Source organism: Streptomyces sp. NPDC020983 (assembly GCF_044333485.1).
Classification (GTDB): Bacteria; Actinomycetota; Actinomycetes; order Streptomycetales; family Streptomycetaceae; genus Actinacidiphila.
On sequence record NZ_JBIRRA010000024.1, the window covers coordinates 42,835 to 68,907 of the forward strand.

The 26,073-nt window shown below is 69.1% G+C and carries 19 protein-coding genes and 1 pseudogene; 9 read left to right on the plus strand and 11 right to left on the minus strand.

The features are described from left to right. Nucleotides 1-3: 3 nt before the first annotated feature. From ACH4SE_RS34785 to ACH4SE_RS34795, 3 genes are all read right to left on the minus strand, one after another. Complete coding sequence (locus tag ACH4SE_RS34785; RefSeq protein WP_398547572.1) at nt 4-729, minus strand: hypothetical protein; 726 nt, start codon at nt 727-729, stop codon at nt 4-6. 295 nt (nt 730-1,024) lie between these two features. Then, complete coding sequence (locus ACH4SE_RS34790) at nt 1,025-1,924, minus strand: hypothetical protein (RefSeq protein ID WP_398547573.1); 900 nt, start codon at nt 1,922-1,924, stop codon at nt 1,025-1,027. Continuing rightward, entirely contained in the window at nt 1,914-2,591 is a 678-nt protein-coding gene (locus tag ACH4SE_RS34795) for an RNA polymerase sigma factor (RefSeq protein ID WP_398547574.1), read from the minus strand. The genes ACH4SE_RS34790 and ACH4SE_RS34795 overlap by 11 nt, the downstream gene beginning before the upstream one ends. A gap of 531 nt (nt 2,592-3,122) precedes the next feature. Here ACH4SE_RS34795 and ACH4SE_RS34800 point away from each other — a divergent pair. Both ACH4SE_RS34800 and ACH4SE_RS34805 read left to right on the plus strand, forming a co-directional pair. Next, nucleotides 3,123-3,977 carry a helix-turn-helix domain-containing protein gene (locus ACH4SE_RS34800; RefSeq protein WP_398547575.1) on the plus strand — a complete coding sequence of 285 codons (855 nt, stop codon included), beginning with the start codon at nt 3,123-3,125 and terminating at the stop codon, nt 3,975-3,977. Nucleotides 3,978-4,148: 171 nt separating this feature from the next. After that, entirely contained in the window at nt 4,149-4,637 is a 489-nt protein-coding gene (locus ACH4SE_RS34805) for a hypothetical protein (RefSeq protein WP_398547576.1), read from the plus strand. A gap of 257 nt (nt 4,638-4,894) precedes the next feature. On the opposite strand, the gene ACH4SE_RS34810 is transcribed toward ACH4SE_RS34805, so the two are convergent. Further along, entirely contained in the window at nt 4,895-5,092 is a 198-nt protein-coding gene (locus ACH4SE_RS34810) for a DUF397 domain-containing protein (protein ID WP_398547577.1), read from the minus strand. A 1,442-nt stretch (nt 5,093-6,534) separates the two neighbouring features. On the opposite strand from ACH4SE_RS34810, the gene ACH4SE_RS34815 reads away from it, so the two are divergent. The 4 genes from ACH4SE_RS34815 to ACH4SE_RS34830 all read left to right on the plus strand — a co-directional run bounded on the left by ACH4SE_RS34815 (nt 6,535) and on the right by ACH4SE_RS34830 (nt 11,062). Then, entirely contained in the window at nt 6,535-6,798 is a 264-nt protein-coding gene (locus ACH4SE_RS34815; protein WP_398547578.1) for a helix-turn-helix transcriptional regulator, read from the plus strand. 162 nt (nt 6,799-6,960) lie between these two features. Then, the gene (locus tag ACH4SE_RS34820) at nt 6,961-7,839 is read left to right on the plus strand and encodes a DUF6083 domain-containing protein (protein ID WP_398547579.1); all 879 of its coding nucleotides are present in this window, start codon (nt 6,961-6,963) and stop codon (nt 7,837-7,839) included. An 87-nt stretch (nt 7,840-7,926) separates the two neighbouring features. Continuing rightward, entirely contained in the window at nt 7,927-9,375 is a 1,449-nt protein-coding gene (locus ACH4SE_RS34825; protein ID WP_398547580.1) for a UvrD-helicase domain-containing protein, read from the plus strand. A gap of 268 nt (nt 9,376-9,643) precedes the next feature. Next, entirely contained in the window at nt 9,644-11,062 is a 1,419-nt protein-coding gene (locus ACH4SE_RS34830) for a tyrosine-type recombinase/integrase (RefSeq protein WP_398547581.1), read from the plus strand. A 220-nt stretch (nt 11,063-11,282) separates the two neighbouring features. Here the strand turns inward: ACH4SE_RS34830 and ACH4SE_RS34835 are convergent, their stop codons facing one another. The 4 genes from ACH4SE_RS34835 to ACH4SE_RS34850 form a co-directional block, all read right to left on the minus strand. Next, the gene (locus ACH4SE_RS34835) at nt 11,283-12,392 is read right to left on the minus strand and encodes a DUF3710 domain-containing protein (RefSeq protein ID WP_398547582.1); all 1,110 of its coding nucleotides are present in this window, start codon (nt 12,390-12,392) and stop codon (nt 11,283-11,285) included. After that, nucleotides 12,389-17,761, minus strand: a complete 5,373-nt coding sequence (locus tag ACH4SE_RS34840) for a DUF6531 domain-containing protein (protein ID WP_398547583.1) — start codon at nt 17,759-17,761, stop codon at nt 12,389-12,391. The genes ACH4SE_RS34835 and ACH4SE_RS34840 overlap by 4 nt, the downstream gene beginning before the upstream one ends. Before the next feature lie 279 nt (nt 17,762-18,040). Further along, on the minus strand, nt 18,041-19,300 hold the full coding sequence (locus ACH4SE_RS34845) for a polyprenyl synthetase family protein (protein ID WP_398547584.1): 1,260 nt from the start codon (nt 19,298-19,300) through the stop codon (nt 18,041-18,043). A gap of 77 nt (nt 19,301-19,377) precedes the next feature. Then, complete coding sequence (locus tag ACH4SE_RS34850) at nt 19,378-19,827, minus strand: peptidase inhibitor family I36 protein (protein ID WP_398547585.1); 450 nt, start codon at nt 19,825-19,827, stop codon at nt 19,378-19,380. A gap of 221 nt (nt 19,828-20,048) precedes the next feature. Here ACH4SE_RS34850 and ACH4SE_RS34855 point away from each other — a divergent pair, with 221 nt between their 5' ends. Continuing rightward, complete coding sequence (locus ACH4SE_RS34855; RefSeq protein WP_398547586.1) at nt 20,049-20,717, plus strand: hypothetical protein; 669 nt, start codon at nt 20,049-20,051, stop codon at nt 20,715-20,717. 144 nt (nt 20,718-20,861) lie between these two features. Here the strand turns inward: ACH4SE_RS34855 and ACH4SE_RS34860 are convergent, their stop codons facing one another. Then, nucleotides 20,862-21,572, minus strand: a complete 711-nt coding sequence (locus ACH4SE_RS34860) for an HNH endonuclease family protein (protein ID WP_398547587.1) — start codon at nt 21,570-21,572, stop codon at nt 20,862-20,864. 156 nt (nt 21,573-21,728) lie between these two features. On the opposite strand from ACH4SE_RS34860, the gene ACH4SE_RS34865 reads away from it, so the two are divergent. Further along, nucleotides 21,729-21,998 (plus strand): hypothetical protein, encoded by a 270-nt coding sequence (locus ACH4SE_RS34865; protein ID WP_398547588.1) that lies wholly within the window; start codon nt 21,729-21,731, stop codon nt 21,996-21,998. A gap of 566 nt (nt 21,999-22,564) precedes the next feature. After that, nucleotides 22,565-23,977: a hypothetical protein gene (locus ACH4SE_RS34870; protein WP_398547589.1), complete on the plus strand. Its 1,413-nt coding sequence runs from the start codon at nt 22,565-22,567 to the stop codon at nt 23,975-23,977. Nucleotides 23,978-24,188: 211 nt separating this feature from the next. Here the strand turns inward: ACH4SE_RS34870 and ACH4SE_RS34875 are convergent, their stop codons facing one another. Both ACH4SE_RS34875 and ACH4SE_RS34880 read right to left on the minus strand, forming a co-directional pair. Beyond that, a complete protein-coding gene (locus tag ACH4SE_RS34875; RefSeq protein ID WP_398547590.1) occupies nt 24,189-24,539 on the minus strand; it encodes a hypothetical protein in 351 nt (116 codons plus the stop codon). A 23-nt stretch (nt 24,540-24,562) separates the two neighbouring features. Further along, nucleotides 24,563-25,812: pseudogene (locus tag ACH4SE_RS34880) on the minus strand (IS256 family transposase). Between the last annotated feature and the right edge of the window lie 261 nt (nt 25,813-26,073).

A 26,073-nucleotide genomic window follows, 5' to 3' on the forward strand; every position in this document is an offset into this window, starting at 1 on the left:
CCGTCAGCGGGGCCGCTTGCCGGTGAGTTGCTGCCATTGGTCGCGTGCTGCTTCCAGTTCCTTGTGCGCGCGCTGGGGCCGGGTATCGCGTCGCTGGCGCTCTTCTACCTCGACGATGTGCGCGCGGGCCTTGTCCTGTGCCTCGGTGTCCGCGCGCACGTCGGCGAGTTCGGTCTGGGCCTTGTCTGCTTGTGCTGCGGCGCGGATGCGGTAGGCGTTCTCGTCTGCGATGGCGTTTTCCAGCTGGACGGCGAAGCGGCGGACGGTGTCCTCGTCGTGTTCGCTGCGCGGGTAGCGGTGCAGGCGGACTTTGCCGCCGGGCTGGGTGAGGTAGAGGAAGTGTTGGTGCTGGGCGTGATCGACACGCACGGCCAGGTCCGCGAGCGGGATCTCCTGGTCGTCGACGAGGACGCTGTGCTCGTGCAGGCTGACGTCCCCCAGCCGGCTGATCATGCTTCCGCGGCCGGGCCGGAGCAGCCCGGCGATCCGCCGCTCGATGGCGCGTACCTGTTCGCGCTGCTGGTTCTGTGCACGCTTGAAGCTGGCGTGGGCGGCATCGAGTTCCTTGTGCGATTCCCGCTTGAGGGTGTTGGCCTGCCGGCGGGCACGGTCGAGGTCGTCCCGGGCACGTGAGTGGGCCGTGCCGAACGCGAAGTCCCAGCCTCCCGGGTAGTGGAACAACCGCCATCCGACATACACGGCTGCGGCCACCACGGTCACGGCCAGCACGCTGCCCCAATTCATCGTTGCCCCTCCCGGCATTTCCTGTCGTAACCTCGCGCGCACGGGCGCGCGCCACTGTTCTGCGGAACCAGCCGGCCGACCCTGCGGCAGGCCGGCACCCGCCCTCTCCTGTCCGACAGCAGGCGACTGCGGTGCTGCCGGGCGGGATGACGGCTCTCCCGCGGCTCCCCGCCGCCTGGGCGCGGACGTCCCCGCCGCCCGCGCTATGTCGATCCCACTGTCGGCCCTGCGTGGCCTCAACTACCCCGGCTTTCATGGCGAGTGATCTGTACGGGCACAGTCAGATCGCCTGCATGTCCGGTGCCCATCCCAGACCGCAGGCTGGTGGTGCGGCGCCGCGGGGCCTGTCGGTGTGGGGCATGGGTGCCGTGTCAGCTTCCCCGCCCATCGTGTGGGCGCCTGCGGGGGAGTGGCGGGCTTCGGCGGGGTGCGTGGCGTGGCCGATGCTGCTGGTGCCGGGGTCGCTGCCGGGTTCGATGAGGCCTTCGCGGGTGCGGGGCAGCGCGGCGAGGGCTTGTTCGGCGTCGGGGTGTCCTGCGGCCAGGGCGGCGCGGAAGCACAGGTCGGCGCGGTGGTTGAAGTGCTGCCTCGCGTAGGAGTGGCCCATGCGCATGAGTGCGTGGGGGAGGTCGTGGGACTTCTCGATCCACCGTTCGAAGGCGTAGTCGGCGGGCGGCGGTTCGGCCGGTGGCTGTCGTAGGGCGTGCAGGCGCTGCATGACGTCGGCGGCGTCCTGGTCGCTGGTGCGGTCGGCTATGTCCAGGACGCCGGGTGTGCCCAGCGAGGACGCAGCGATCAGTGCCTCCTCGGCAGGACTGAGATCCGGGGTCCGGCTACCGGGCACCGGGGGGCAGGCCGCACCTGGCGTCGCTGGCGTGCAGGCGACCGGCGGAACAGGCCCGGCTTCGTCTGCCGGTGGGGGAGGGGTCTGGGCGGTGTGCCCGGCGAGCAGGAGCAGGTACTCGTGCAGGGCGAGCGGCTCGGCCTCATGCGCTGCGGGGCCGGTCTGGTGCGGGCTGTGCCAGGCGTACGGGGGGCCGCCGGGCTCGTGGGAGGTGCGGGCCGGGACTGCTTCGCAGCCGGGCGGTTGTCCGGGGGAGCTGAGGGCGGTGGAGCCTGGCAGCCCGGGCCACATGCCGGGTGCCGGGTGCCTGCCGTACGTACCGTGCTCACTGCTCATCGTAGCCCCCCCTTTGGTTGCGCTCGTAATAGCGGTGAAGGCGGCCCTCCACAGCTTTCTCCGTGATGCCGACCAGTTCTGCGATTTCCCGGTTCGTGTAGTCCTCGGCCCGCAGTTGGAGGATCATCTGCATCTCCGCCGGCAGCTTCGACAGTGCCTCGCGGGCCGTCTCGCGCGCCACCACCACGTCCTGAGGGTCACTGTGGTGCGCGAGCGGCGCCTCCTCCAGCGGCACCAGCATGATCTTCTTGGTCCGCAGCAGCTTCTTGTAGTTGTTGAGGAAGATCCACAGGCACCGGTTGGTGAAGTACGTCTTCAGCCCGGCCCCCAGGGCGGGGTCCCAGCCGCCGAACACGATCTTGTCCAGTTCCAGGAGACCCTGCGCGACGGTGTCCTTGCGCAGCTCGTCGGCCTCCTGCGCGCTCCAGTTGCTGCGCCCGGTGTAGACCGCACCGGACTTGGCGCGGGTGAGGGCGGCGATCTTGTGCCAGATCAGGCCGCTGCTCATCCACGAGGTGAGCGCGGCGAGCTCGTACCGCAGCAGCCGCTGGTACACCTTTTGCCCGAGCGGGGAGTGCAGTCCGCAGGCCCGCAGCATCTCCAGCAACTGCTCGTCGGATATGCCCTCCGCCTCCAGCAGCGCCGCCGGTGCACCGCGGCCGGCCACTGGAGCCTTCACGGCGGCCCCGTCGCCGAGTACCGCGCTGGGCACGTGGATCCCGGTCCCGGTGCTCCATGGCGGGGCACCGGCCTGCTGCGGTGCGGTACGCGGACTGCCCGCGCGAGGCCCCTCGTTGATGACCACGCACTCCTCCTCGAAGCGCTACGCCTCACCGTCCGCCCGTGTCTTCCTAGTCGCCCCGGGCGGGCTTCCCCCCGGGGGGACGGCACGAAATTTTTTTCGCTTCCCCGCGAGGGGAAGCGGCCTGACGGTGACTAGGAAGCAGCAACGGGCGCCACCGCGCCGGAGCACGCTCCCTGAGGCCTCCCGCCCTCTTGCGTCCCCCGGCGTGCGCCACGGCGGCCAGGCGGCACAAGGACGCCGTAGCCGACGAGGCTTCCCACACTCCGGGATGACATGTGTCGGATAGGGTACTTCTAAATGACAGTGTCACAATGAACATACCTGACAGGTAAGTTCGGCATGACACACATCATATGGAAGTATGGCGACACTCTCCGCCCGCGAAGGAACACCATGCCCAGCACAGTCGATCCCAGCCTCAACCGCCGCAAACTGCGCATAGAGTTGCGGGCGGCCCGCGAGAAGGCCGGCCTCACCCAGCGCCTGGCCGCCGACACCCTCGAGTGGTCACTGTCCAAGCTCATCCGGATCGAGACCGGCACGGTCAGCGTGTCCGTGACCGACCTGCGCGCCCTGCTCCAGCTGTACCGCATCGACGACGAGCAGGCCGTCGCCGCCCTGGAGGAAGCAGCCCGCGGCAGCAAGGGCTCGAGCTGGTGGACGCGGCACAACGACGTCCTGACCCCCGCCTACGCCCAGTACCTGGGCTTCGAGAGCGCGGCGACCTCCATCCGCTCCTACCACCCGATCATCATCCCTGGGCACCTGCACACCCAGGACTACGCGATGGCACTGCTCGAACCCCGAGTCGATCCCGAGCGGGCCCAGCGGGTCGTCGACCTGCGCATGGAGCGGCAGGAGCGGATCTTCGACGAGGGCGGCCCGCAGGCCTCCTTCGTCCTGGACGAGCTGGCGCTTCGCCGCGGCATCGGTGGTGGCCCCGTGATGAAGCACCAGCTCGAGCATCTGCTGACGATGAGCGCCCGGCCCGGCGTCGACATCAGCGTCCTGCCCGCCGGCAGCGGCGCCCACTTCAGCACCCTGGGCAGCTTCGTCCTGCTCGGGTTCGCCGACGACGACGACCTGCTCTACCTCGAACACGCCACCGGCAGCCTCACCAGCGGGAACGACATGGACCTCATGGCCCGGTACCAGGAGTGCTTCGAGACGATCAGCGCGAGGGCCGTGACGGGGGAGGCCGCAACCGAACTGATCACCCGCATCAAGGAGGAATGCGGAAGGCGCTGAGGCCTGGTCACCGGCGCTCGCGGCGCAAGTCAGAGAGGCCCAGGTCTCACGATGTGGTGGTTCACCCGGCATCGCCCAGCCGATGCCCCCCAGGGCGGCCAGGAACCGCCCGCCCCACTGGCCCCTGCTCCCCAGGAGGAAGCAACCACGCCATCGTTCCTGACACCAGGCGTGGTCCAGGCTGCCATCGAGGACGACGCCAAGACCCGCCGGCTCCAAGCGGTGATCGAGGTGACCAAGCAGGCCGACATCGAGATCATCAGGGCCGAGACGGAGCGGCACAAGGACCTGCTGAAGTCGCAGACCGAGCAGCTCAACAGCCGCTTCAGGACCAAGGTCATCTGGGGCGTCGGAGGCCTGGTCGTCCTCGTCGCCGCCGCGTGGGCCTTCAGTGTCCCGCGCGCCGTCAAGGCCATGCACCTGCCGCTTCCTTCCGGCGTGGCCGCCGGCGCGGGCACGATCGCCCTCGGTGCGACTGCCGCCGCCGCCGCCTTCGTCGGGCGGAAGATACGTGCGTGGATAGCCCGGCGCGCCGTCAGCGAGCCGACGGGACGCGCCGCCTCTGCACCTGCCGATACCGTGACCCGGCTTCCGACCGGTCCGCAGGCGCAACCACCGCAAGAACAGGGGAGTGGTCAGTCTCAGGCGGACGTCTCGTAAGGGGCTGGGCCACTGCGTGGACGATGCCCGCCGCCACGGAGAATCCCACACCCGTCACCAGCCACACCACGCGCCTGGCAGCGGTGCCGTCTGTCAGCAGCGAGGCTCCCGCCGCGACCGCCATGGCCGCGGCCCCGTACGACAGATACAGCACGGCACTGCGCGCACGGCGTGAGATCCTCCGCCGCGCCCTGTCTGCCGACGCCCCCGCCGGTGTCAGCGCCTTCACCGCGCCCACGCTCCCGTACCGTGTGCGTTCACGAGGCCTCTAACTCCCCACACGTCACGGCGGCAATGAACGCCCTCCACGCCACGGGCGAGAAGGCAAGCTCGGCCCCCGCCCGGTCCTTGGAATCGCGCGCCCGCACCCGATCACCGCCCAGGGCGACCTCGACGCACTCGTTCTCGTTGCCGCAGAAGCTGCTCTTGCGCCACGCATCCCGTGCCTCGAGCACTCGGCCTACCTCCCCCAGCCGGCCATCGGGCAACCGGCCCCGCTGCGGTCGCGCCCCGCAGACCCTAGCGTCCGGCATATGCGCGCCAGAACCGAGCAAGCGGGAGACTTCACGTTTCTGCAAGCTGCGAGACCCCGCCGTTCACTCGCGCCAGGCCTCCGAATACCTGACATACCCACAAGGCGCCGCCAGTGAACATGACACAGCCCGCGGCAAGTGACAACCAGCCAGCGGTCTGCGGGTAAGAATCATACTTGCGTAACTCCCGCCGTCCAGTCGCGGGTTGTCGCGGCGTCTTTGCCCCGTGCGCCGGCGGAACCTGCGGCCGCGTACCTGACAATCCTTCGCGCCCGCGGAAGCGAACGCGCCCACCGGAGTAGCGCGAAACCGCCAGGTCAGAACATACGCCGCCCCGAAGCTGCAGGCTCCTCCTGCGCCTGATCCCGTCGGGTGTCATGGCGGACATATGGAGCATCAGGGAAGTCGAATCCGCACAGGAATATTCACATTGACGGCAGAAACTGGCCAATAGGGCAGAGAAAACACCCGCACCAGAGTCCTCTATCTTCCGTAGGCGGGCGCAACGAAACGGCGGCTGACCGACCCCTTTCGCTCCCCGAAAGGAGCCCCGATGCACCCTCTGTGCATATGCCATTCGGGCATGCGCCAATAGCGCTACGCGCTGAAGCGGCATCAGAGGGGGACACGCGACACGGATGACCCACCCGTCACACTCACTCGGGCCTCCCTGATGCGCTGAACGCCGGGCGCGGTTCACCACGAGGCCTCAGGCGATTCCCAGACCTGGCTGTCATCGCCGTCTTCCTGCGCCGTCCACCCATCGGCCGCCGCCGCGGAAGGGCGACCGCCCGCGGCGGCGGCCAGTGCGACCGGAACCGCGGCGGTTCCCGGCGTTGCCGCGCAGCACCGGCGGCACGCGTCGGTCAGTTGCCAGCTGGGGGAGCGGGCGCGGTGGGTCGGGGCGAGGACCACCTCGCCGGTGCAGCCGCGGTGCCGCCGGTGCCAGAGGCATCCCCTTTTCCCGCACTGGCATGTGCGCAGGTGCGGTGGGGTCACGTCGCGGCGTGCGTGACGGGCCAGATGGCCGAGCACCGCGGACTGCAGCGGCCGGTCCGGCGCGAGGGGGCCGTCGAGCGGCCCGCAGGCGCCGCACACCGCCAGCGGTCTGCCGCCGGCATGGATGACGTCGACCCTCCACAGGCGCGGGGGATAGAGGATGAGACGGTCCGGCCTCATCGGCAGGCGACCTCCTGGACTGTGCCCGGCGCGGCGACGGTGCGCGGCAGCGCCGGTGCGGCGGATTGGGGGATGCGCCGACACCGTAGTGCAGACTCCTGCACTTCATCGTTCACCCTCCTGCCCGTCGGATAGGGCAGAGATCTGCACTGACAGTGCAGGGGTCTGCCCCGTCGTATGGACGGGTGACGATCTTCCCGCCAGACCCGGACTTCGAGGCCCTGCGCCTGAAGCTGGCGCGCCTGCGGGCGAACCGCGGCTGGACCTACGAGCAACTCGCCGAGCGTTCCGGGGTTTCCCGCCGCACACTGATCGACATCGAGCAGGGCCGCACCTACGGCCTGCTCAAGACCTGGCACGCCCTGGCCCACGCGCTGGACACCTCCTTCGACGAGCTGCTCGGCCCGCTGTGCGGCGACCACGACCTCCCGGGAGCCCCCGCCTCCTGATCAGACCCCGGTCGGCCCGCGCAGCAGAACAACCCGAACCGGCCCCGGAATCGAACAACGGGGCGGCGCGGAGAACGTCCGAGCGAACCGTTGCGTCCACACGGCTGACACCCGCCGACACGGCACAGCCCCGTCCGCCACGCGCGGTGCAAGGTCACCGGCATGCACACCACGCCCCACCACCCGCACCGCCGCCGGGACGGCAGCCGAACCGGCGCCCGCCCCCGCCGCCCCCTGCGGCTGGACCCCGAGCCCGGCACCGCCCTGCTGCGGTCCGGGCAGACCGGCCGCTGCTGCAACTGCGGCAACGCCTTCGAGTGGTACCACCGCACCGACCACCGCCCGGTCCGGCTCCACCCGAAAGAACTGCCCGCCGCCTTCGTCCCCGGCCACCACCGCTGGCACGTCAGCGCCGGCCTTGCCTACCCGGCCGGCGACGGCACCGCCTGGTGCCGCCTGCCCCACGCCGCCCTGTGCCCCAAACGCGCCCCGGACCCCGCCCTGGTGCACCTGGCACCCCTGCGCCGCTACCTCGCCCTGAACACCCGCCACCTGATCGACACCGGCCGCTTCACCCCCCACCCCCGGCCCGACCGCAACCCGTGCCGGCCCTCCCGCCCCGTGGTGCAGATCCTCGGCATCCGCTATCTCGCCGCCCACCCCGTCGACGACATCCGCTGCCTGGCCAGAACCCACCGCACCCGCACTCGCTGCACCGGGGGTCTCGCTGCGCCCGGCCGCCCCTCAGGGGTATGGCGGATGCTCCCCGTCACCGTGTGCGACAGCGAGCAACTCGCCCTGCCCGCCCGCACGGACATGGCGGTCTACGACCTGAGCGACCTGCCCTACGCCGAGCAGTTGCGCTGGCGCACCCAACGCTGCCGCGACCACGCCAGCGCCAGGGCAGAGATGGGCACAGCCGACTGGGAGCCCTTCGACCCGTTGCTGCACCACGAACACATCCACCCCCGCCTCCCTGCCGACCACACCCCCCGCACCACCCACAGCACCCGGCCCACCAGCCGCTGCCGCTACCCCTGACACCCCCGCCCAGCCCAGTCCGCCTTCCGAGCCATCCGGCGCCGACCCTGTTCCGGCACCGGACCCCTTCCCCAAAGGACCACCCCCGTGCACCCCACCGACGAACAAACCGCCGCCACCGACGCCTTCCGCGCCGGCCACCACCTCGCCCTGCAAGCCGGCGCCGGCACCGGCAAAACCAGCACCCTCGCCCTCCTCGCCCACAACACCGCACGCCGCGGCCGCTACCTCGCCTACAACCGCACCATCGCCCAGCACGCCACCACCCGCTTCCCCGCCACCGTCCAGTGCAAGACCGCCCACGCCCTCGCCTTCGCCGCCATCGGCCACCGCTACACCGCCCGCCTGAACGCCCCGCGTCGGCCGGCCTGGCAGACCGGCCACACCCTCGGCCTGACCAAACCCCTACGCATCGCAGACCGCGACGTCACCCAGCGCGCCCTGTCCAACACCGTGCTGCGCACCGTGACCCGCTTCTGCCACACCGCCGACGAGACCATCACCCGCCACCACGTCCCACCCCTGCGCGGCCTGGAAGACAAGACCCTGCACCGCGAACTCGCCGCCCACATCGTGCCGTTCGCCCGCAAAGCCTGGGCCGATCTCCAGAACCCTGACGCCGGCGCCGTCCGCTTCGACCACGACCACTACCTGAAGATCTGGGCCCTCACCCACCCAAGGCTCGACGCGGACTTCCTGCTCCTGGACGAAGCCCAGGACACCAACCCCGTCGTCGAACAGGTCTTCCTCGCCCAGCGCGACCACGCACAGCTCGTCATGGTCGGCGACTCCGCCCAGGCCATCTACCACTGGCGCGGCGCCAAGGACATCATGACCGGCTTCACCGGCACCCACCTCACCCTCACCCAGTCCTTCCGGTTCGGCCCCCACCTCGCCGACGAGGCCAACCACTGGCTGCACCTGGCCGACGCCCCGCTCCGCCTGACCGGCACACCCTCTCTCACCACCGAACTCGGCGCCGTCGACCGCCCTGACGCCGTGCTGTGCCGCACCAACGCCGGCGCCATGGCCCAGGTCATGGACCTCATGGCCGCAGGCCACCGCGTCGCGCTGGAAGGCGGCGGGCAAACCCTGCAATCCCTGGCCCAAGCAGCCCGCGACCTCAAAGACGGACGCCGCACCCACCACCCCGAACTGCTGCTGTTCCCGACCTGGGGCGCACTGCAGGACTACGCCAACCACGACCCCGCCGGAACGGACCTGCAGCCCCTGGTCGACCTCGTCGACACCCACGGCACCGACGCCATCCTGCAAGCCGTCGCCCACCTGATCCCCCCACCGCACGCCGACGTCACCGTCTCCACCGCCCACAAAGCCAAAGGATGTGAATGGCAGCGCGTGAAGATCGCAGGCGACTTCGCCCCACGCAGCAACAAGACCGCGCCGGACACCCCCGGTGAGCACCAGCCGCCCATGGACGACAGCGAAGCCCGCCTGGCCTACGTCGCAGTCACCCGCGCCGGTCGGCGCCTCGACATCGGAGGCCTGGCATGGGCCCACCCGCAAAGCCAGTAACACCGGGGCGCATCAGGAACCACGGGCGCGGCCGCGCCGTCCGCCGATGCGCGCACCCCCGACGCGGAACCGGCCCCCTCCCCGCCAGGCAAACGGCGGGGGCCCGGCACCGCAGACGGCCCTCAAGCAGACGCCCCCGCCTGGGCGGCCCGGGCTCCCGTACGCCGTACGCCCACATCTCCTGCCTGCCCGCACCACCCGTACGGCGCGCCGCGGGCCAACAGCCCCAGACCGCAGCAGGAAAGTCGCCGCGACCCAGCCGGTGCACATGCTGACCTTCGAGGTGCGCATCTACAAGCTGCAGACCCTCCCCGGCCGCTTCCGGCCCTTCCGGGTGCGATGGCGCGTAGGCGACACGCCTCACTGCCACAGCTACCAGTTCCACGCACAAGCCGACGGCCGCCGCGCCCAACTCATGACCGCTCTGCAGCAGGGCGAACAGTTCGACACCGCCACAGGCCTGCCCGCCAGCGAGTTGCGTGCACTCAGCAGGGTCACCTGGCTGGAGCACGCCGCGCAGTACACGCAGATGAAGTGGCCGCGGATCTCGGCGAAGCACCGGGCAGGAATCGCCGACGCCCTCGCCACCGTGACCGTCGCCCTCACACTCCCCTCGCAGCAGGACCTCGCCCCGCCGGGGCTGCGCACCGCACTGACTGCCTGGGCATTCCGCATGGCCCGAGACAAGGACGGCCACTGGGCACCACGCGCCGAGACCGAAGAACCTCCACCCGAGGCGGCGGCAGCACTCGAATGGATCGCCCGCCGCTCCCTGCTGCTGACCGACGTCGTCAAACCGGAAAACCTCCACCACGCACTGGACGCACTCTCAAAGAAACTCGACGGCAACAGCGCCGCAGAGAACACCGTCCGGCGCAAACGCATGGCCTTCAACAACGTCCTCGTCTACGCCGTCGCATGCGACCGCATTGCAACCAACCCCCTGCCGAAAACCGACTGGCAACCCCCGCCGACCAATCTCGAAATCGACTACCGCTACGTCCCCGGACCACAACTCGCCCGCGACCTCATCACCGCAGTACGAGCCCAGGGCCCCAGAGGAGAGCACCTGGAAGCCTTCTTCGGCTGCCTCTACTACGCCGCCATGCGACCATCCGAAACCGCCGCCCTCACTGCCAACGACTGCCTCCTACCCGACACCGGCGACGACCCCTCGGCGTGGGGCGAACTCGTCCTGGCCCGCAGCCACCCGGAAGCAGGATCCGGCTGGACCGACGACGGCCGCCCCCACGACACCCGCGGACTCAAACGACGAGCCCGCAACGCCACCCGCTCCATCCCCATCCCGCCCGACCTCGTCCACCTGCTCCGCAACCACATGGACCGCTACGGAACCGCACCCGACGGCCGGCTCTTCCGTGCAGTAAGAGGCGGCCGCGTGAGCTCCACCGAGTACACCCGCCTCTGGTCCGCCGCCCGGCAACACGCCCTGCCACCCCACGATGCGGAAACCCCCCTCGCGCAGATTCCCTACTGCCTGCGCGCCGCCGGAATCTCTTTGTGGATCACCGCCGGCATCCCGCCCGCCGAAGCCGCCCGACGCGCAGGACACAGCCTCGCCATGCTCTACCGCATCTACGCCAAACCTCTGCGTGGCCACCAGGAACACGCCAACCAGCTCATCGCCGCGGCCCTGCTGGACGGCCACGCATACCCAAGGCCATGAGCAAGATGTCACCGGCGTCCTGGAGCACTTCCTTGCGCAACGCAGATCGCATCGTCCCGGTTGCTGCTGAAACTTGGACACATCGACGACCGCGGTGCGGATCCTATCCTCGTGGTCGAAATCAGCAACTGCTGGCGCGGTAAGAGACCCAGGAAGACACTTTCAGTGGTGCCGCCGTGGCCCGCCCCTGGCACGATGAGGGCGGGCCACGACGTCCAGCTCATTTACCGTACGTATCAGGGAGCCGGAGCAGAATGTGTGCACCGGGCTCGGGTGACCCCTGCTTGGCGTTGACCACGGTTCCGGTGCACACGTCGTACGGCCATGGCTCGTTGCTGTGCGGGGCCGCGGCCGCGCCCCACACCGTGGCTCGAAGTAGCCACCCAGGGCCTTGACATCCGAGGAACCGGACGTCCTTCTGAGATCCAGGATTGCCTGAGACCGCTGCTCCGATGGTGCCGCGTACTTCCGGCCCCATCGGTCCGGCGGCCAGCTCAGCTGTCCCGCCGCTGGCGATCATGTTCTGGACCAATTCGGAGCACAACTGCGTCCACGGCCGCGACGGATCAGCGCGGAAGAGATCGAGCTGAATGACTGTCCTCCCGTCCATCAAGTGGATGGCGAAGGCCTCGGCCTCCGCTCCGGGAGCGGGCGCTACCAATTTCCACTGAACGCGATCCGGATCGAATGGCACCTGGAGGCCGCCGAAGTCGTGACGGGTCGTTCCCTCGGGGGTTTCTGAACGCCATCCCGGGGTCCCACTGGTCACTTCTTCGATGTCCCACGGGCCGGTGACGCGCCCACGCCCCCACGAGATGTCTCCCTCGTCGACTGCGCGCTCGAGATTACTGGCTGTCCCTGCCGCTGCAAGGAGCAGGTCGCGGCGCTGGCTCTCCGACCTCCCGCTCTGCTCCCAGACGGCCGACAGCAGGGCCACGACGGTATCCAGGGTGAGCTCGCCCCCGCGACCTGCATGGTGCTGTCCGCCGCCAATGTTCCCAACGCTGAGTTCGATCAGACGAAGCGCATCTCTAGGATCGATGACTGGTGGAAGCCCATTAAGAACAGAATCCACTCGCCATTGCTGGTCAGACATCCGCATAATCAGCTCTCCTACCAGCGCACCGAACAGGGCATAACCCGGTGTGGCCCTCATTGCGTTCGTGCCGTTGAACTCAGCAGCTGTCCGGCTTGTCTCCGTCAACGTGCCGAGGCGTTCGAACTGCCGCAGAATGTCCGCAGCGCGCTCGCTTGTGTCGACGAGAGCCGCATTCCTCTGGAATTCCTGTAGCTCTCGGCCGTCCGCTTTCTCGCCGGTCCACTCACTCATTGTCCCGACATCCTTCTCTTTACTATTTTCCACACCCCGGCACTAAGCGCCCCAACTGCAAACGTAGCCGATGATACCGGCTCCGATGGGTGATGCGCGGTCTGATCCAGATAGTCAGCCCCTTTAGGCACATTCGTGATGGCACTTTCCCGCTGCTTGCGCCGATCGAAGAGCCCCTCTTGCTCACCGGGAGCGGTCGTTCCCGGCGCTACCTGGCCAACTTCTGGCTCCGTCGGCGGCGGTGTGGGAAGGCCTGCAGCGTCCCTCGACGGCATGAACCTGTACGGGTTCTCGCCGCGCAGTGCGGGATCGTTGGCGTGTGCTGCGCCAGGTCCGAACCGGGTGGGAGTGGTCGTGGCTGCTGCTTCTGATTCCCCGAACAGGCCTTTTGCCCAGTTGAAAGCAGGACCGGCAAGGGTGCTGCCGGCTCCGGCGGTGAAGCCGAAGAGGAGGTCTTGGGGGGTGGTGGGCTGGCATTGGGCGGTGTTGACGGCCCAGGTGTAGGCGGCTTGGGTGAGGCCGTTGGTGAGGGCTGCGGTGGTGTAGTAGGCGGCGGTGCCTTCTTCGAAGCCGAGGAAGGCGGCAGTGGTGGCGCCGGCGGGGGCGAGGAGGCCGGCGCCGAAGCCGATGACGGTGCCTTTGGCGGTGGCTGAGGCGAAGTCGGACCAGTTCCAGCCGCCGTCTCGGTGTTGCCAGGCGTAGGCGCCGGCGCCGACGAGGCCTCCGATGCCTGCGCCGACGAGGGCGCTGATACAGACGGGGCAGTCGCCGGAGGGGTCGGCTTCGTTGACGGGGTCGTTGTCGGCGTAGGCGTATGCGGACGGGTTGGGGTTTCCGGGGGCAGTGGTGAGGGGGTCGCGGGTGGTGAAGCGGCCGGTGGTGGTGTCCAGAGTGCGGGCGCGCAGGTCGAGCGCGCCGGTCTGGGTGGGGTCTTTGTACTGGCCGGTGAAGCCGAAGGTGCTCTTCTGTCCGCCGGCGGGGTCGCTGGGGTTCTCGGTGGGGGTGCCGAAGGTGCTGTAGGCGTACTGGGAGGTGGGCGTTCCGGTGCTGTTGACGACGGCGGAGACGGAGCCCTGCCGGTCCTGGAGGTAGGAGTAGCTGCCGGTGGTAGTGGCGAGGGACTGCGGGGCGCCCTGGGGGTCGTAGAAGTAGTCGCCGAGGAGCGCGTTGCCGGTGCCGGTCTCGGTGGCTATCTGGGGCAGGGGGTTGTTGATGTCCCAGGTGGTGGTACCGGTGAGGGTGCCGTTCTTCTTGACGGTGGTGCGGTTGCCGTCCGCGTCATAGCCGTAGGCGTAGATGGTGGAGCCGGTGGTGGCGGATGTCAGGCGGCCTGCGGCGTCGTAGGTGCGAGTGGTGGCGCCGGCCTGGGTCTGGTCGCCGTCGTCGTCGTATCCGTAGGTGGTGGTGGCGCCCGGGGTTGTCGTGGTGGTGCCGCCGGCGCGGGTGGCGGTCTTGGTGTCGGCCGTGCTGAGCTGGTCGGCGGTGTCGTAGGTGTTGGTGGTGACCTGGGCGGTGTAGTCGCTGCCGTTCACCGAGGTGTAGGTGGTGGCGTCGGCGAGGTTGCCTACGTTGTCGTAGTTGTAGGTCCGACCGCCGAGCCCGGCTGTGACGCAGTTGTCGGCCTGCGCGGCGTCGGCGCAGTCGCGGGTAACGCGTCCGGCGTCGTCGTAGGCATAGCGGTTGCGTGAGAAGGTTCCGCCGCTGGTACCTGTGCCGGTGGAGTCGGCGGTGACGCGGCCGTTGGGGTCGTACTGGAAGTCGTGTTCGGCCCGGCCGGTGGTTGCCAGGGATGTCAGACGGCCGGCGTTGTCGTAGCCGCGCGTCTGGGTGATCACCGGAGAAGTGGGCAGCGTGGTGGTGCTGAGGTTGCCCGCGGCGTCGTAGGTGTAACTGGTTGCCCGGCTTGAGCCCTGCGCGGTGGCGGTTTCCTGCTGGATGGTGCCGTCGCGGTAGTAGGCGTAGGCGGTGGACGCGCCGTCGGGGTTGGTGCGCTGCTTGATGGTGCCGTCGCCGTTGTAGGTGTAGGAGAACGGCTGGGTGGCGCCGGGCTGGGTGATCGATTTGAGCTTGTCGTTGTCGAAGTAGGTCAGAGTGCGGGTGCCGGTGGCGTCTGCGACCGTCTGCATGCGCCCGGCGTCGTCGTAGGTGAAGGAGACGTCGGGCGTGGTGTCGGAGTAGTCGATCTTCTCTGTGAGGCCGCGGGCGTCGATGGTTGCGGTGATGGTTTGGCCGCGGGCGTTGGAGGTCTGGTAGAGGTTCCCTTCGGGGTCGTACGCGAACGACTCGGTACGGTGCAGCGGGTCGGTCACCGAGGTCGTGCGGCCTTCGTTGTCCTTGCCGTACAGGGTGGTGTGGGTGTTCGGATCGATGACGTCGGTGAGGAACCCGTTGACCGGGTCGTAGTCGTACGTAGTCGTGCCACTGGCCGGGGCCAAGGTGCTCTTCAGCCGGTCGAGGCTGTCGTAGGCGTAAGCGGTGGACTTGTTCAGGGCATCGGTGGTGGAAATGACGTTGCCGACCGCGTCGTAACCGGTCCGCGTTGTGTTCCCGTCAGGGTCGGTGAGACTGGTGGGCTCGCCGGCCGCGTCATATCCGGTGACCCAGGTGAACGAGGCCGGGTCTGCGCCGCTGACGTGGCCACGGGGGTCGACGGTGGTGGTACGCAGTCCGTCCTTGTCGTACCCGTAGGTGACGTGCGCCAGCGTCGGCGACACGACGCCGGTCAGGTCCCCGTCGCCGTCGTACTCGTACGTGGTCTTGACGCCGTTGTTGCCTTTGGTGTCCTGCAGACGGTTGGCGTCGTCGTACTCGAACACGGCGACGGTGTGGTTGAGCCCGTCGTACTCGGCGGTGACGTCACCGGAGTCGTCGTACTCCACCGAGCGGGTGTGGCCGAGAGCGTCGGTGGTGCTCAGGGGACGATCGACGCTGTCGTAGGCGAAAAGGGTGGTGTGGTTGAGCGGGTCGGTCGTCGAGGTGCGGTTGCCGACGTGGTCGTAGCCGTACGTCCAGGTGTAGGCGTCTTTGTCCGCACCGGGGACGTTGCCGCGGGCGGTGGTCATCGTCGCGACCTGGCCGGCTTTGTTGTACGTCACGGACGTGGTGGCGCCGGTGCGGTCGGTCACTGAGGCTTGGCGTCCGGCAGGGTCGTAGGTGTACTTGGTGGTGTGGCCTGCCGGGTCGGTGACGGTCTTGAGCAGGTTGGCATCGTCGTAGTCGTACACCGTCACCCGGTCGGTGGCATCGGTCACCGTGTGGAGATTGCCGGCCGGGTCGTAGCCGTACGCCGTGGTGTGGTGGTTGGCGTCGGTGACCGACAGCAGCCGGTCGGCGTCGTCGTAGACGTAGCTCGTCGTGAACTGCGCCGGGTCTGCGCCAGAGACATTGCCGCGGGGGTCCACGACCGTCTTCAGCCGCCCCTTGGCGTCGTAGGTGTAAGTGGTCTTGCGGCCCTCCGGCGTCGTGACCTGCTGCAGAGCGCCGTCGGGGTAGTAGTCGTACGAGGTGGGGTAGCCCCGGGCAGTCGTTGCGGTCTTCAGCTCTCCGTTGGGCCAGTACGTGTAACCGGTGGCCTGGTCCAGGTCGTTGGTCGCCGATTTCAGCAGGTGGTGGGTGCCGAACGTAAAGGAGACGCTGCGGTACTCGCCGTCCTCGTACTCTTGCGGGTCGCCGTTTGCGTCGTACCTCCACTGCTGCTTAGTGGCGGCGTCCTCCTGCTTCAGCCGACCGTCGTCGTAGTAGGCCCAAGACCTCTCGTGGTCGTTGCCGTCGATCGCGCTGATCCGGTTGTACTGACGGTCGTAGACGTAGTAGCTCTTGTTGCCGAATGGGTCTTCCTGCGCAAAGAGCATGTAGCCGGCGTAGAAATCGGTCCACACGCCCCCGTCAGGGGCTGTGGTGTCGGTCTCGTTGAGGACGCCGGCCGTGGTGTACGCGAACTGGGTGATGTTGTGGTCGGCGTCGGTCTGTGAGGTGACTCGGCCCTGGCTGTCATAGATGTTGAAGACCTGCTGGTGTTTCAGCGGGTCGGTGATGCTGTTCAGGCGGCCACCGGCGTCGTAGCCGTACGTTGTTGTCGCCCCGTCCAGGGCGGTCACGGACGTCAGCTGCCCGTCGGTGTAGCCGTAGTCGACGTGACGGTCATCGCTCAAAGTGATCTTCGTGAGCAGACCGGCGTCGTAGGACAGACGCGCGACCCGGCTGGCGGCGTCGGTGATCGTAGAGACCACACCGGAGGAGTACGCAAACGTCAGGCCCTGCCCGGAGGCGTCCTCCTCGGTGAGGAGTCGACCACTGGCGTCGTAGGCCAGCGTCCGGTGGTCCAGAGTGGTCAGGGTGTACCCGGAACTCGTCTTCACCAAAGTGGAGCGGCCACCGTCGGCCGCGTCGAAGGTGCTTCCGTCCTTGGTGTAGCCGTGCAGCGCGCCGTCGTCGCTGTGCAGTAGTACGTTGCCGGCGCTGTCGACCTGCAGGCTCGTCTCCCACGGCAGGGACCAGCCCTTCCCCAGCACCCCGGTGGTGTCGACGTCCGAGCCGTAGCTGCGGGTCACGGTGAACGGCACCCCGACGCCAGCCACCGAGGCGTCGGTGAAACTCTCGGAATAGGCACCGGTAGCGGTGTTCACCGGGTCCCCGCGCTGCACGTCCGACCTCGGCGCACCACTGACGTCCCCGCACACACATCCGCGTGCAGCAGCAGGCGGGAGGAACGGCACCACATCGAAGCCGTTGAACGACCCGCATTTCACCGCGCTCGGCTCATCCGTGACCTGGCCACACGCCCAGATCAGGTACGACGCCGCGCTGCTGGTGCACTGCTTAGCAGGTAGCGGGATCACCGCGCTGGCCACAGGCGGTTCAGGAGCACCGGGCTTAAGAGCCGTGTTCTGGTTCGGAGCCGAGACGATCTGCCCGAAGTCGAAGATCTGATCGGTGGGGCCGTCCGTGCAGTAGTCCGTCAGCTCCCAGGTCACATGGACCGGATGGGACTCCTCCACCTCGACAGGGTTGTCATCGTCTTCCTGCAGCCATGCAGCGGACACCACCAGCGGCTCGCCGGGAACCGCCGCTCCGACACTGAACCCCAGCGATGCGAGCCAGCCGCCCTGCTGAGCAGCGACGTTCCCCAGAGGATCCTGAGTGATCTGCCACAACGCCGCGGCACTGTAGGTGTCGCCGGTAGCAGCCGGAGCTGCCGCAACCTTGGGCGAGGCAGGGCGGGCACTCGGCCCGGTAGCCGCGTTCGTCGACTGGCGCTTCTTCAAAGAAGCAATCTGACCGGCTGTCGGCCGCTGCCCCTTCGTCGTGGGCAAGGCATGAGCCTTCACCGGCTGCGACAGCGGCGCCAGAGCCTTGCGGCGCTCCGCCAACGACACCGGCTTCTGCGCCGGAGTGGGGTCCGGACTATGAGCCCGTACCGATGCAGGTGCAGCGACTGCTCCCGTCGCTGACCCCGACGGCAACCACCCCCCGCCGACAAGTACCGCCAGCACAACGAGCACAGCCAGCACCCGTGCACGCGCTAAGACAGCACGAAGCAACGTCCCACCCCCCAGGTAAGGCCAGCCGGCCTCACAGCGAGGGACGGCAGGACTACGGACCGGAGCAGTGTTGCCAGGCGACTACCGCAAGAACAAGACCGCGGGCGTTCACTGTGGAGTGAATTTTGGCGATTCCTCCTGCGCGCTTTGCATACTCTTTGCTAAGGTTCGTATGCGGAGAGTGGAAATTCGCCTCACGATGACGGAAACGACCCTTGCATGTCGATGTGCCAGCCCATCTGGCCCAACCGTCACTCGGGTTGACTGGCTGCCACGAGCGCCCGCGACCGGCTCGCCCCGCAGTTCGACGCCACCTTCACGGGTGATGCCCCAGGGTCGGTACCTCATGCCAGGTAGATGCCGGTGAGGGTGACCGCGTCGCGGTAGACGGTCGGCGGCGGGTCTGCTTCTTGGAGGGCAAGGCGCATGTGGTGGTGGTTTTGTTCGCGGGTCCAGGCGCGTCCGCCGCACCGGTCGATGAGGTCCGCGATGTCGGCGAGCTGTTCGTGGGCGGGGTTGCCGGTGCTGCGGTAGTAGTCGGCCAGGGCGCCGCTGTCGGGGTGGCCTGATTGCAGGCAGGCGGCGACGGTGGGGGTGATCTTGCTTGCGGCGGATGTCTCCGTACTGGTCGCGGGTCGGCGGCCGTGCCGGCCAGAGGTCGGAGAGGTCGTTGTGGTGCTGCACTGCCATGCCGAGGTGCCAGCCGAACCGGCCGACGGCTTCCACCCGCGTGAGGGAGGCGTCGGTCAGCAGCGCGGGCAGGCAGCACACCGCGCGCACACCCTCGGCGGTCTTGGCCGCCTGCACTGCGACAGCCTGCTCGAGGCTGGTCTCGCAATTCCCTTCGTGCTGTTCGTCGCGGACCTGGCCGGCACACAGGTGGAGCCAGCCCTCGCGCATGATCCGCAGCGCGTCCTGGGTGCGGGGGTGGGGGTGCAGGGCCAGGTGGGAGAAGGCCAGGGCCAGCAGGGCGTCGCCGGCCATGACGGCGTGCCCGGTGCTGTAAGCGGCGAGCACGGTGGGCCTGCCGCGGCGGCGGGCTTCCAGGTCGACGATGTCGTCGTGGAGGGTCGCCACGTTCATCAGGAGGTTGCCCGCGACCACGGCGGGCAGGCCGCATTCGGCCGGGCCGCCGTCGACGCTTGCGCACAGCAGGGTGAAGGCGATGCCCTTGCGGCCGGTCCCGCCGCGGACACCGGTCGCCGGCCCGCCGCCCTTTCCGGCCCACCCGTAGTGGTAGTACACGGTTTCCCGCAGCGGGGAGGACAGGCGGTCCACCACGCGGGTGAGTGCCGGATCGGTGATCCGGGCGGTGTCGGCGAGGATCTGCCCGGCCGTACGGCCGACTCCCGGCGCGGTGACGGGCACGTCAGGGGGCTCCGTTCGTTCTGGGCACCGGGCCTTGCGGCCGGGCAGTCCGGTCCGCACCCGAAGCGAGCCGCTGGTCAGGCTCCGCAGGGGGTGTCGTTGTTCTTCAGCGAGTGGGTGGTGTCGTTCATGCCGTAGGAGCGCAGGTCGCTGATGGTGCCGCCGTCGCGGCCGACGCAGACGTGGGAGCCGGTGTAGTTGTCCTTGGCGTAGACGCGGGCAGTGCGGCCGGAGTTGTTGATGATCGAGCTGCCGGAGCCGCGGATGTAGTCCGGGAGGTGGCGGACGGATCCGTCCGAGGCGCGTTTGACGTAGGGCTGGCCGACGTAGTTGATGTCGGGGTAGATGCAGACGAACCCGCGGGGGCAGGCGATCTTGTCCCGTGCCGCTGCAGGGAACGCGGCGCTCGAGGCGGTGGCGGCGTGGGCCGGGGCGAGGCCGGTGAGTGAGCCGGCGAGGACGACGGGGACGGCGGCGAGCAGCACGCGGGTGCGGGTGCGGGGCCGCCGGGTACGCAGGAGTGTCATGGCAGGTACCTGTCCTGCCCACAGGGTCCGCTATTCCGGCCCCGGGTGATGTTCGCCCGGACGGGCGCGCCCGGCGCCCGCTCTTCCCCGACCTCGGGCGCGCGCAGCGGGGTGCCGGTGCCGGTGGATCGGGGAAGGTCACGACAGCCAGGTCGGAGCCCACCGCCGCCGCGGTGTCGGCTGCCCGGGCGGGGCTGACCGGGGGTGGCAGCATGTCTGCCATGACCGTGGGGCGTGAGGCTGTGCTGGTGGCTGCCGTCGGGATCGAGGCCGAGGGGGGCAACGCGACCGTGGAGGTGCTCGCGGAAACGCTGGAGGTCAACCCGGAGCAGGTGCGGGGGCTGTTCCCGGACGACGGGGCCGTCTACGGAGCGTTGCAGTTGTTCGCCGCGCAGCGGGTCGCAGCGGCGGTGGACGCCGCCGGGCCCGAGGGGGAGGAACCGGCCCGGGCCGTGCACCACGTGGTGCGGCAACTGCTCCCGGAGTGGGCGTTCGTGACGTTCCTCCTGGACGAAGGCCCCTGGCTCGACGAGGAGCCGAAAGCCTTGTGGGCCGCTGCGGTCGACCGCATCGACGCGGTCTTCGTGCGCGGGCAGCGCACCGGAGCGTTCTGCGGTGACCTGTCCGGCGGCTGGCTGAGTGAGAACCTCCTCGAACCGGTCACGGAGACCGGCTACGAGGTAAGCCACGGCAACGCGACCGTGGAGGAGGCCGGTGAGGATCTGGCCTCCTCCACGGTCCGCTTCGCCGCGGAGCCCTTCCACGAGCCGCCGGGCCGGTGCGCGCAACGCGCCCTGACACCGAACCCGGTGGTGGTCTGCGGCCCGCGGAGTACCTGCCAACTGCTGCGCCGCTCGGTACGGCCTGCTGGCGGTGAGCCCGTTTCCTGACTGGTCCCTGCAGCACTGTCCCGTGGCGCGGCGCTGGCCACCCGCCTGCAGCTGGGCGTTGCCTCGCGTCCAGGGCGGTCCTGGATTGGCTCGCGGCCGGCGGGCGGGGCGCACCCCCGACCGGGCGCACCCCCCGGGCGGGTGTCAGCGGGCGGTGGTGACGGTGATGGGGGAGTCGGGGCAGGCGGCGAGGTTCTGCTCGAGCGCGGCCTGCTCGACGGGGTCGATGCTCAGGCCCCAGCGGGTCTTGTCCGCGATCCAGTCGGTGACGTAGGTGCAGCGGTACCCGGCCGCGGGCGGCAGCCAGGTGGAGGGGTCCTGGTCGGCTTTGCTCCTGTTGGACTTGGCGGACACCGCGATCAGGTCGCGGGCGTCCCCGAGGTCGTTGGCGTACGCCTGCCGCTCCGTGGCGGTCCACGAGGATGCTCCTGAGTCCCAGGCTTCGGCGAGCGGCACGAGGTGGTCGATGTCGAGCCGGCTGGCGTCGTTGAAGTAGGTGTCGTCGTACGGGCTATACCACTCTCCGCCGGTCAGGGCGCAGCCCGGGCCCTGCTCCGGGGCGACGAGCGCCTCGGCCTTGAGGACTTCCTTGCGGGTGTCGCAGCCGTCCTTGTCGGCGTCGATCCAGTGGCGGAAGGCGGTGCGCTGGTAGCCGGTGCGGTCTTCCGCGGTGACCGGCAGCTGTGCGAGAGCGTCGCGCACAGGAAGGGTGTTGGTCTGCCCGGCGGTGCGCGCCGCGCCGGGACCGGCGGCGCTCGCGGTGGCGGGGGAGAGGAGGGCCGCGGCGGCGGCCAGGGCGGTGGTGAGGGTGGCCGCGACGGCGCCGCGGCGGGGAAGGCGCAGGAAGGTGATCATGGATGGTGGTCTACATGGTGCGCGTGCCCGTGGGCGGGACCGTCACCCTGGCGTGGGCGGGCCGGGCTCCGTGCTGACCGGGGAACCGCCGGTCACCGGCCGGCCCGTGGAGTCTGTGCAGGTGGCTGTCGGTGGTGGGTGGCAGGGTGATCGGTCATGGACGCGAGGTGGATGCAGCGGCGGGTGTACGGCGCCGACCACGACGACCCCGATCCCGGCCCGAGGGACGGGCACGAGTACGTGGAGCTGTCCGGCGGGCCGCTGGACGGACTGCTCCTGGACGTCACCGGTATCCCGGAAGCCGACCGTGACGAAGGCGGCGTGCTGGTCACGGAGATCGGGCGGTACGGGGCCGGAGGGAAGGCGTGCTACGGGCCCGCGCTCGCGCGGCCGTGGGTCTGGCTGTGGGAGGGCGACATCCCCTGAAGCGGGAGCCGTCGCGGACCGGCCAGGAGGCCGCGACCGTGCCGCATGGTGCGCTGTCGCGCAGGTGACCGAAGCCGTGGAGGAGCCCGGGGTGCCCAGCCTGCCGTTGCCGACCGTGTACCAGAGCGCCGCCATGGGCCTGGCGGAGGCCAGGCGACTTGGACGGACGTTTTGCCGCCGCGGGGTTGTCCGCTTCCCGGTGCGGGGGGCGTTCAGGAGGCGGTGAACGTCAGCGAGTTCGGGTTGACGGTGAAGTCTCCGGTGAGCGTGGCCGCGTCGCCGAGCTGAACCGGGTGCCGCAGTTGGTGTTCCAGGTGTGGAGATCGCCGCTGCCGCCCAGCTTCAGGCCGCCTGGGTTGGTGTGGTAACCGCCGACTGTGGCACCGGTGGTGGCTGACGTTCCGGCGAGGGTCAGAGTGCACGGTGTGGGCAGCCCGGACAGCGAGATGCGGAGCCCGCTGAGGGTCAGTACCACTTCGGGTTGATCCTCCGCGATGGCCAGCCCGGCCGGGTACCTACGGGGCAGGCTTTCGAGCAGGCATCTGTTCGTTGATGGAAGGCAGCCGATGAAGAAGCTCCTCAATGAGCGGCAGCTTGCGGTGCTGGAGTGGGTCGGCAAGGGCTGCCCCGAGGGGGTCTGGGACTCCAGCGGCTATAAGGCCAGCTGCCAGGCGCTGCAGAACAGAGGACTGGTCAGGGTCTCCCGACGTGGCGGTCGTTGGAGCGCGGTGCTGACAGATTCCGGCAGCCACTACTTGGCCCACGGCACCTACCCAGCCACCCCGGCTCCGACAAGGAGCCTGGCCACGCCTCGGTTGCCGCCTGTCAAGGCGTCGACAGAGGTCGGCCCCTCTGCTGCCTCGCTGCTGCCTCGGATGCTGCGCCAACCACGCAAGTCCTTCACCGAGCAGCTGCTGGAGGAACTTGAAGCATCGGGTGGCAGGATCGTGCGGACGGGGCGGGACTCCGACGGGTGGCCTGCCCGCGTGGCCACCGCGCGCAGGTCCGGACGGATCCCGAAGACGAAGGAACTGTGTGGGGGCTGGTGTCGTGACGGCTACGAGATCAAGCTTGTCGACACCCCGGCATGGCGGCTGGCGGTCCTGGAACCGGTGGCTGTCCCGTCCCGGCTCACACGCCCGCACAAAGTGGTCCAGGCCATGCAGAAGGCATCTCAACCGCTTGCTTTGACGAGATCCGTCCAGGGGCGCGCGCTGCGGCTCGTGCACGCTCTCCTGACGGCGGTCGAACGCGACGGCCATACCTGCGCAGCCGGTGTGGTGGATGCAGCACCGCCCCCGCACCGCCGCCGCAGCTCTCGATCCCACTTCACGGTCACCGCCCAGGGGCAAAGCGTCGACTTCCTCGTCGTCCAAGAACAGGACCGCGCCGAGCACATTGCGACCGAGAAGGAGCTGGCCGAGGCGAAGAAATACTCCTGGGTAAAGATCCCCCGGTTCGACTACACGCCCTCCGAGCGGCTGCGCTTGGTCCTCAGCGGCGGTCAGCCGCACCGCGCGTCCGAGTGGGCCGACAGGGCAGAGCGCCTCCTGGAGGAGCAGCTCCCCGAAATCGTGCAGGAGATCGGGCTGCGTGGAGAGGCGGCCGAACGCAGACGCCTTGCCGACCTGGAGGCGGAACGGCAAAAGCGCCTTCGCTGGGAAGCCGCGATGGCGCAGGCCCGTGAGGAGTACGCCGAGGCTTACCGAATCAGGGAGTTGGAGTCGCAGGAGGCCGCCTGGCGCCGTGCGAACCACCTGGGTGAATACCTCAAGGCGGCCCACGCGCATGCCGGATCCCTCCCACCGGGGCCGGAAAAGGCCCAGGCCGACGCATGGATCGACTGGGCCACACGGCACGTAGCTCAGCTCCAGCTGACGGCTCAGCGGCTCCGGCTCCCCACTATCCCAGAACCCCGCCCCGACGACCTCAAGCCGTTCCTTCGAGGCCAGAGCCCGTATGGCCCGAACTTCTACTGACCTGGTCTGAGCTTCTGGCCTGGCCTTCACTGCTTCCGCGAGCCGCTCCGACGTCAGCCCGACGGCGCGCGGCATGCGTTCTTGACGGCGACAACTTCGCTTCGGGGCCGAGCTGCTGCGGGGGCGCTGAGACCTGGCGTCGGGGAAGTACGGCAATGCGGGCGGGGCGCGAGTAATTGTCAATACCTGTGGATGACGGGCTGTGAGGCGGTTACGCGGTTGCGCGTAGCGCGTCCAGCCACCGGCTGCAGAGTTTGCGGGTGATCGGCTCGAAGAGCTCGGGTGTCGACATCTCGAACAAGAACTGGGTCAGCAGGTCCTCGTGTCCCGGCTCGACGTCGACGTCCTCGCGCATGTGCAGTTCCTGAGTCCACGCGGTGAGGTCACCGGGGAGTGCTTCTCCACTGAGCACCCTGCGCAGAGCGGCCTGCGCAATCGAGCGGTCAAACACCACCGCGGGGAGCTCGCCCTCCGGAATGACGCGGGCCGCTGCGATCAAGTCGTCGACCTGGCCGTTCCACCGGAGGAGGTCGAGCAAGACCTGCCGGCTGTGTCCTGCCATCGCGGAATCCCTTCCTGCCCGTGTCATGCTGCCAGCGCCGAGCGCTCGATGAGGTGACCGCGTTCGAAGCGCGCTCCGGCGCGGACGAGGGCGACCAGGTGGGGTGCGTTCACGGCCCGCTAGCGGGCCTGGGCGGACTCGATGAGCTTGAAGACCATAGCGAGCGCGGCGGTCCGACTGCCCGCGCCCTTGGTGACCTTGGTCCGCAGTCGCACGGTGGCGAAGGTCGACTCGATCGGGTTGGTTGTCCGCAGGTGGATCCAGTGCTCGGCGGGGAAGTCGAAGAACGCCAGCAGTTCGTTCTCATCATCCGTGATCCGCTTGACGACCTTGGGGTACTTCGCCCCGTAGACCCGCTCGAAGGTGCGGACGGCTCTTTCCGCGTGCTCCTTGTCCTCGGCGTTGTAGATCTCCTGGACTGCGCGCTTGGCCGCGGGCTGGGCGGATTTCGGGAGGGCGTCGAGCACATTTGCGGTTTTGTGGACCCAGCCCCTTTGATGACGGGTGTCGGGGAATACCTCCTTCAGCGCGTTCCAGAAGCCGAGCGCACCGTCGCCGACGGCCAGAACCGGGGCGCGCATGCCCCGGCGGGCGCAGTCTCGCAGCAGGCCCGCCCACGCCTCGGACGACTCGCGGTAGCCGTCCGTCATCGCGATCAGTTCCTTCGTGCCGTCCGCGCGCACACCTATCAGCACCAGCACCGTGGCCTTCGCCTCCTCCAGTCGTATCCGCAGGTGGACGCCGTCCGCCCAGACGTAGACGTAGTCCGTGGCAGACAGGTCACGGTCCTGGAACGCGGTGTGGTCCGCCTGCCACTGCGCGGTCAGCCGCGTCACCGTCGCGGGCGACAGACGGCCGGTGAGCCAAGGAACTGCTCCAGAGCGGGCACGAAGTCCCCAGACGACAGGCCGTGCAGATAGAGCAGCGGCAGCACCTCGCTGATCTTCGGGGACTTCCGGCACCACGGCGGCAGGATCGCAGAAGAGAACCGCTTGCGCTCGCCGGTGGACTCGTCGACGCGGCGGTCGTTCACTCGCGGGGCCCTGACCTCGACCGCCCCGGCAACTGTGGTGACCTTCCGCGGCTGGTGGTAGCCGTTGCGCACAACCAGACGCCGACCGTCGCCGCTCCGCTGATCGGCCAACTCGGCTATGTACCCGTTGACTTCCGCTTCCAACGCGGCGGCCAGCATCCGCCGAGCGCCCTCGCGGACGATCTCGTCGATCAAGGAGCCGTCTCGCGTGGAGCCGTCGTCATTCACTACGGTGACCATGGGCGTGCCTTCCCGACCGACGCGCCAACGTCGGCCTACTCGATGACCATCACAAGATCATTCGGGAAGGTACGCCCTTCGCGCGCCTCCCCGACACCGATCCACAGGTCTTGAGCATTGCTCGCGGGGCGCTGCGTCGGCAGCGCCCCGCTTCACGGAAGGTTGGCGGCGAGGAGAGCGAAGGGACTAGCGTCAGAGAGTGAAGGAGAAGGAAGCCCGATCATGGCCTCGCCGTCAGGGCACGCTAGCACTCACCCGGGG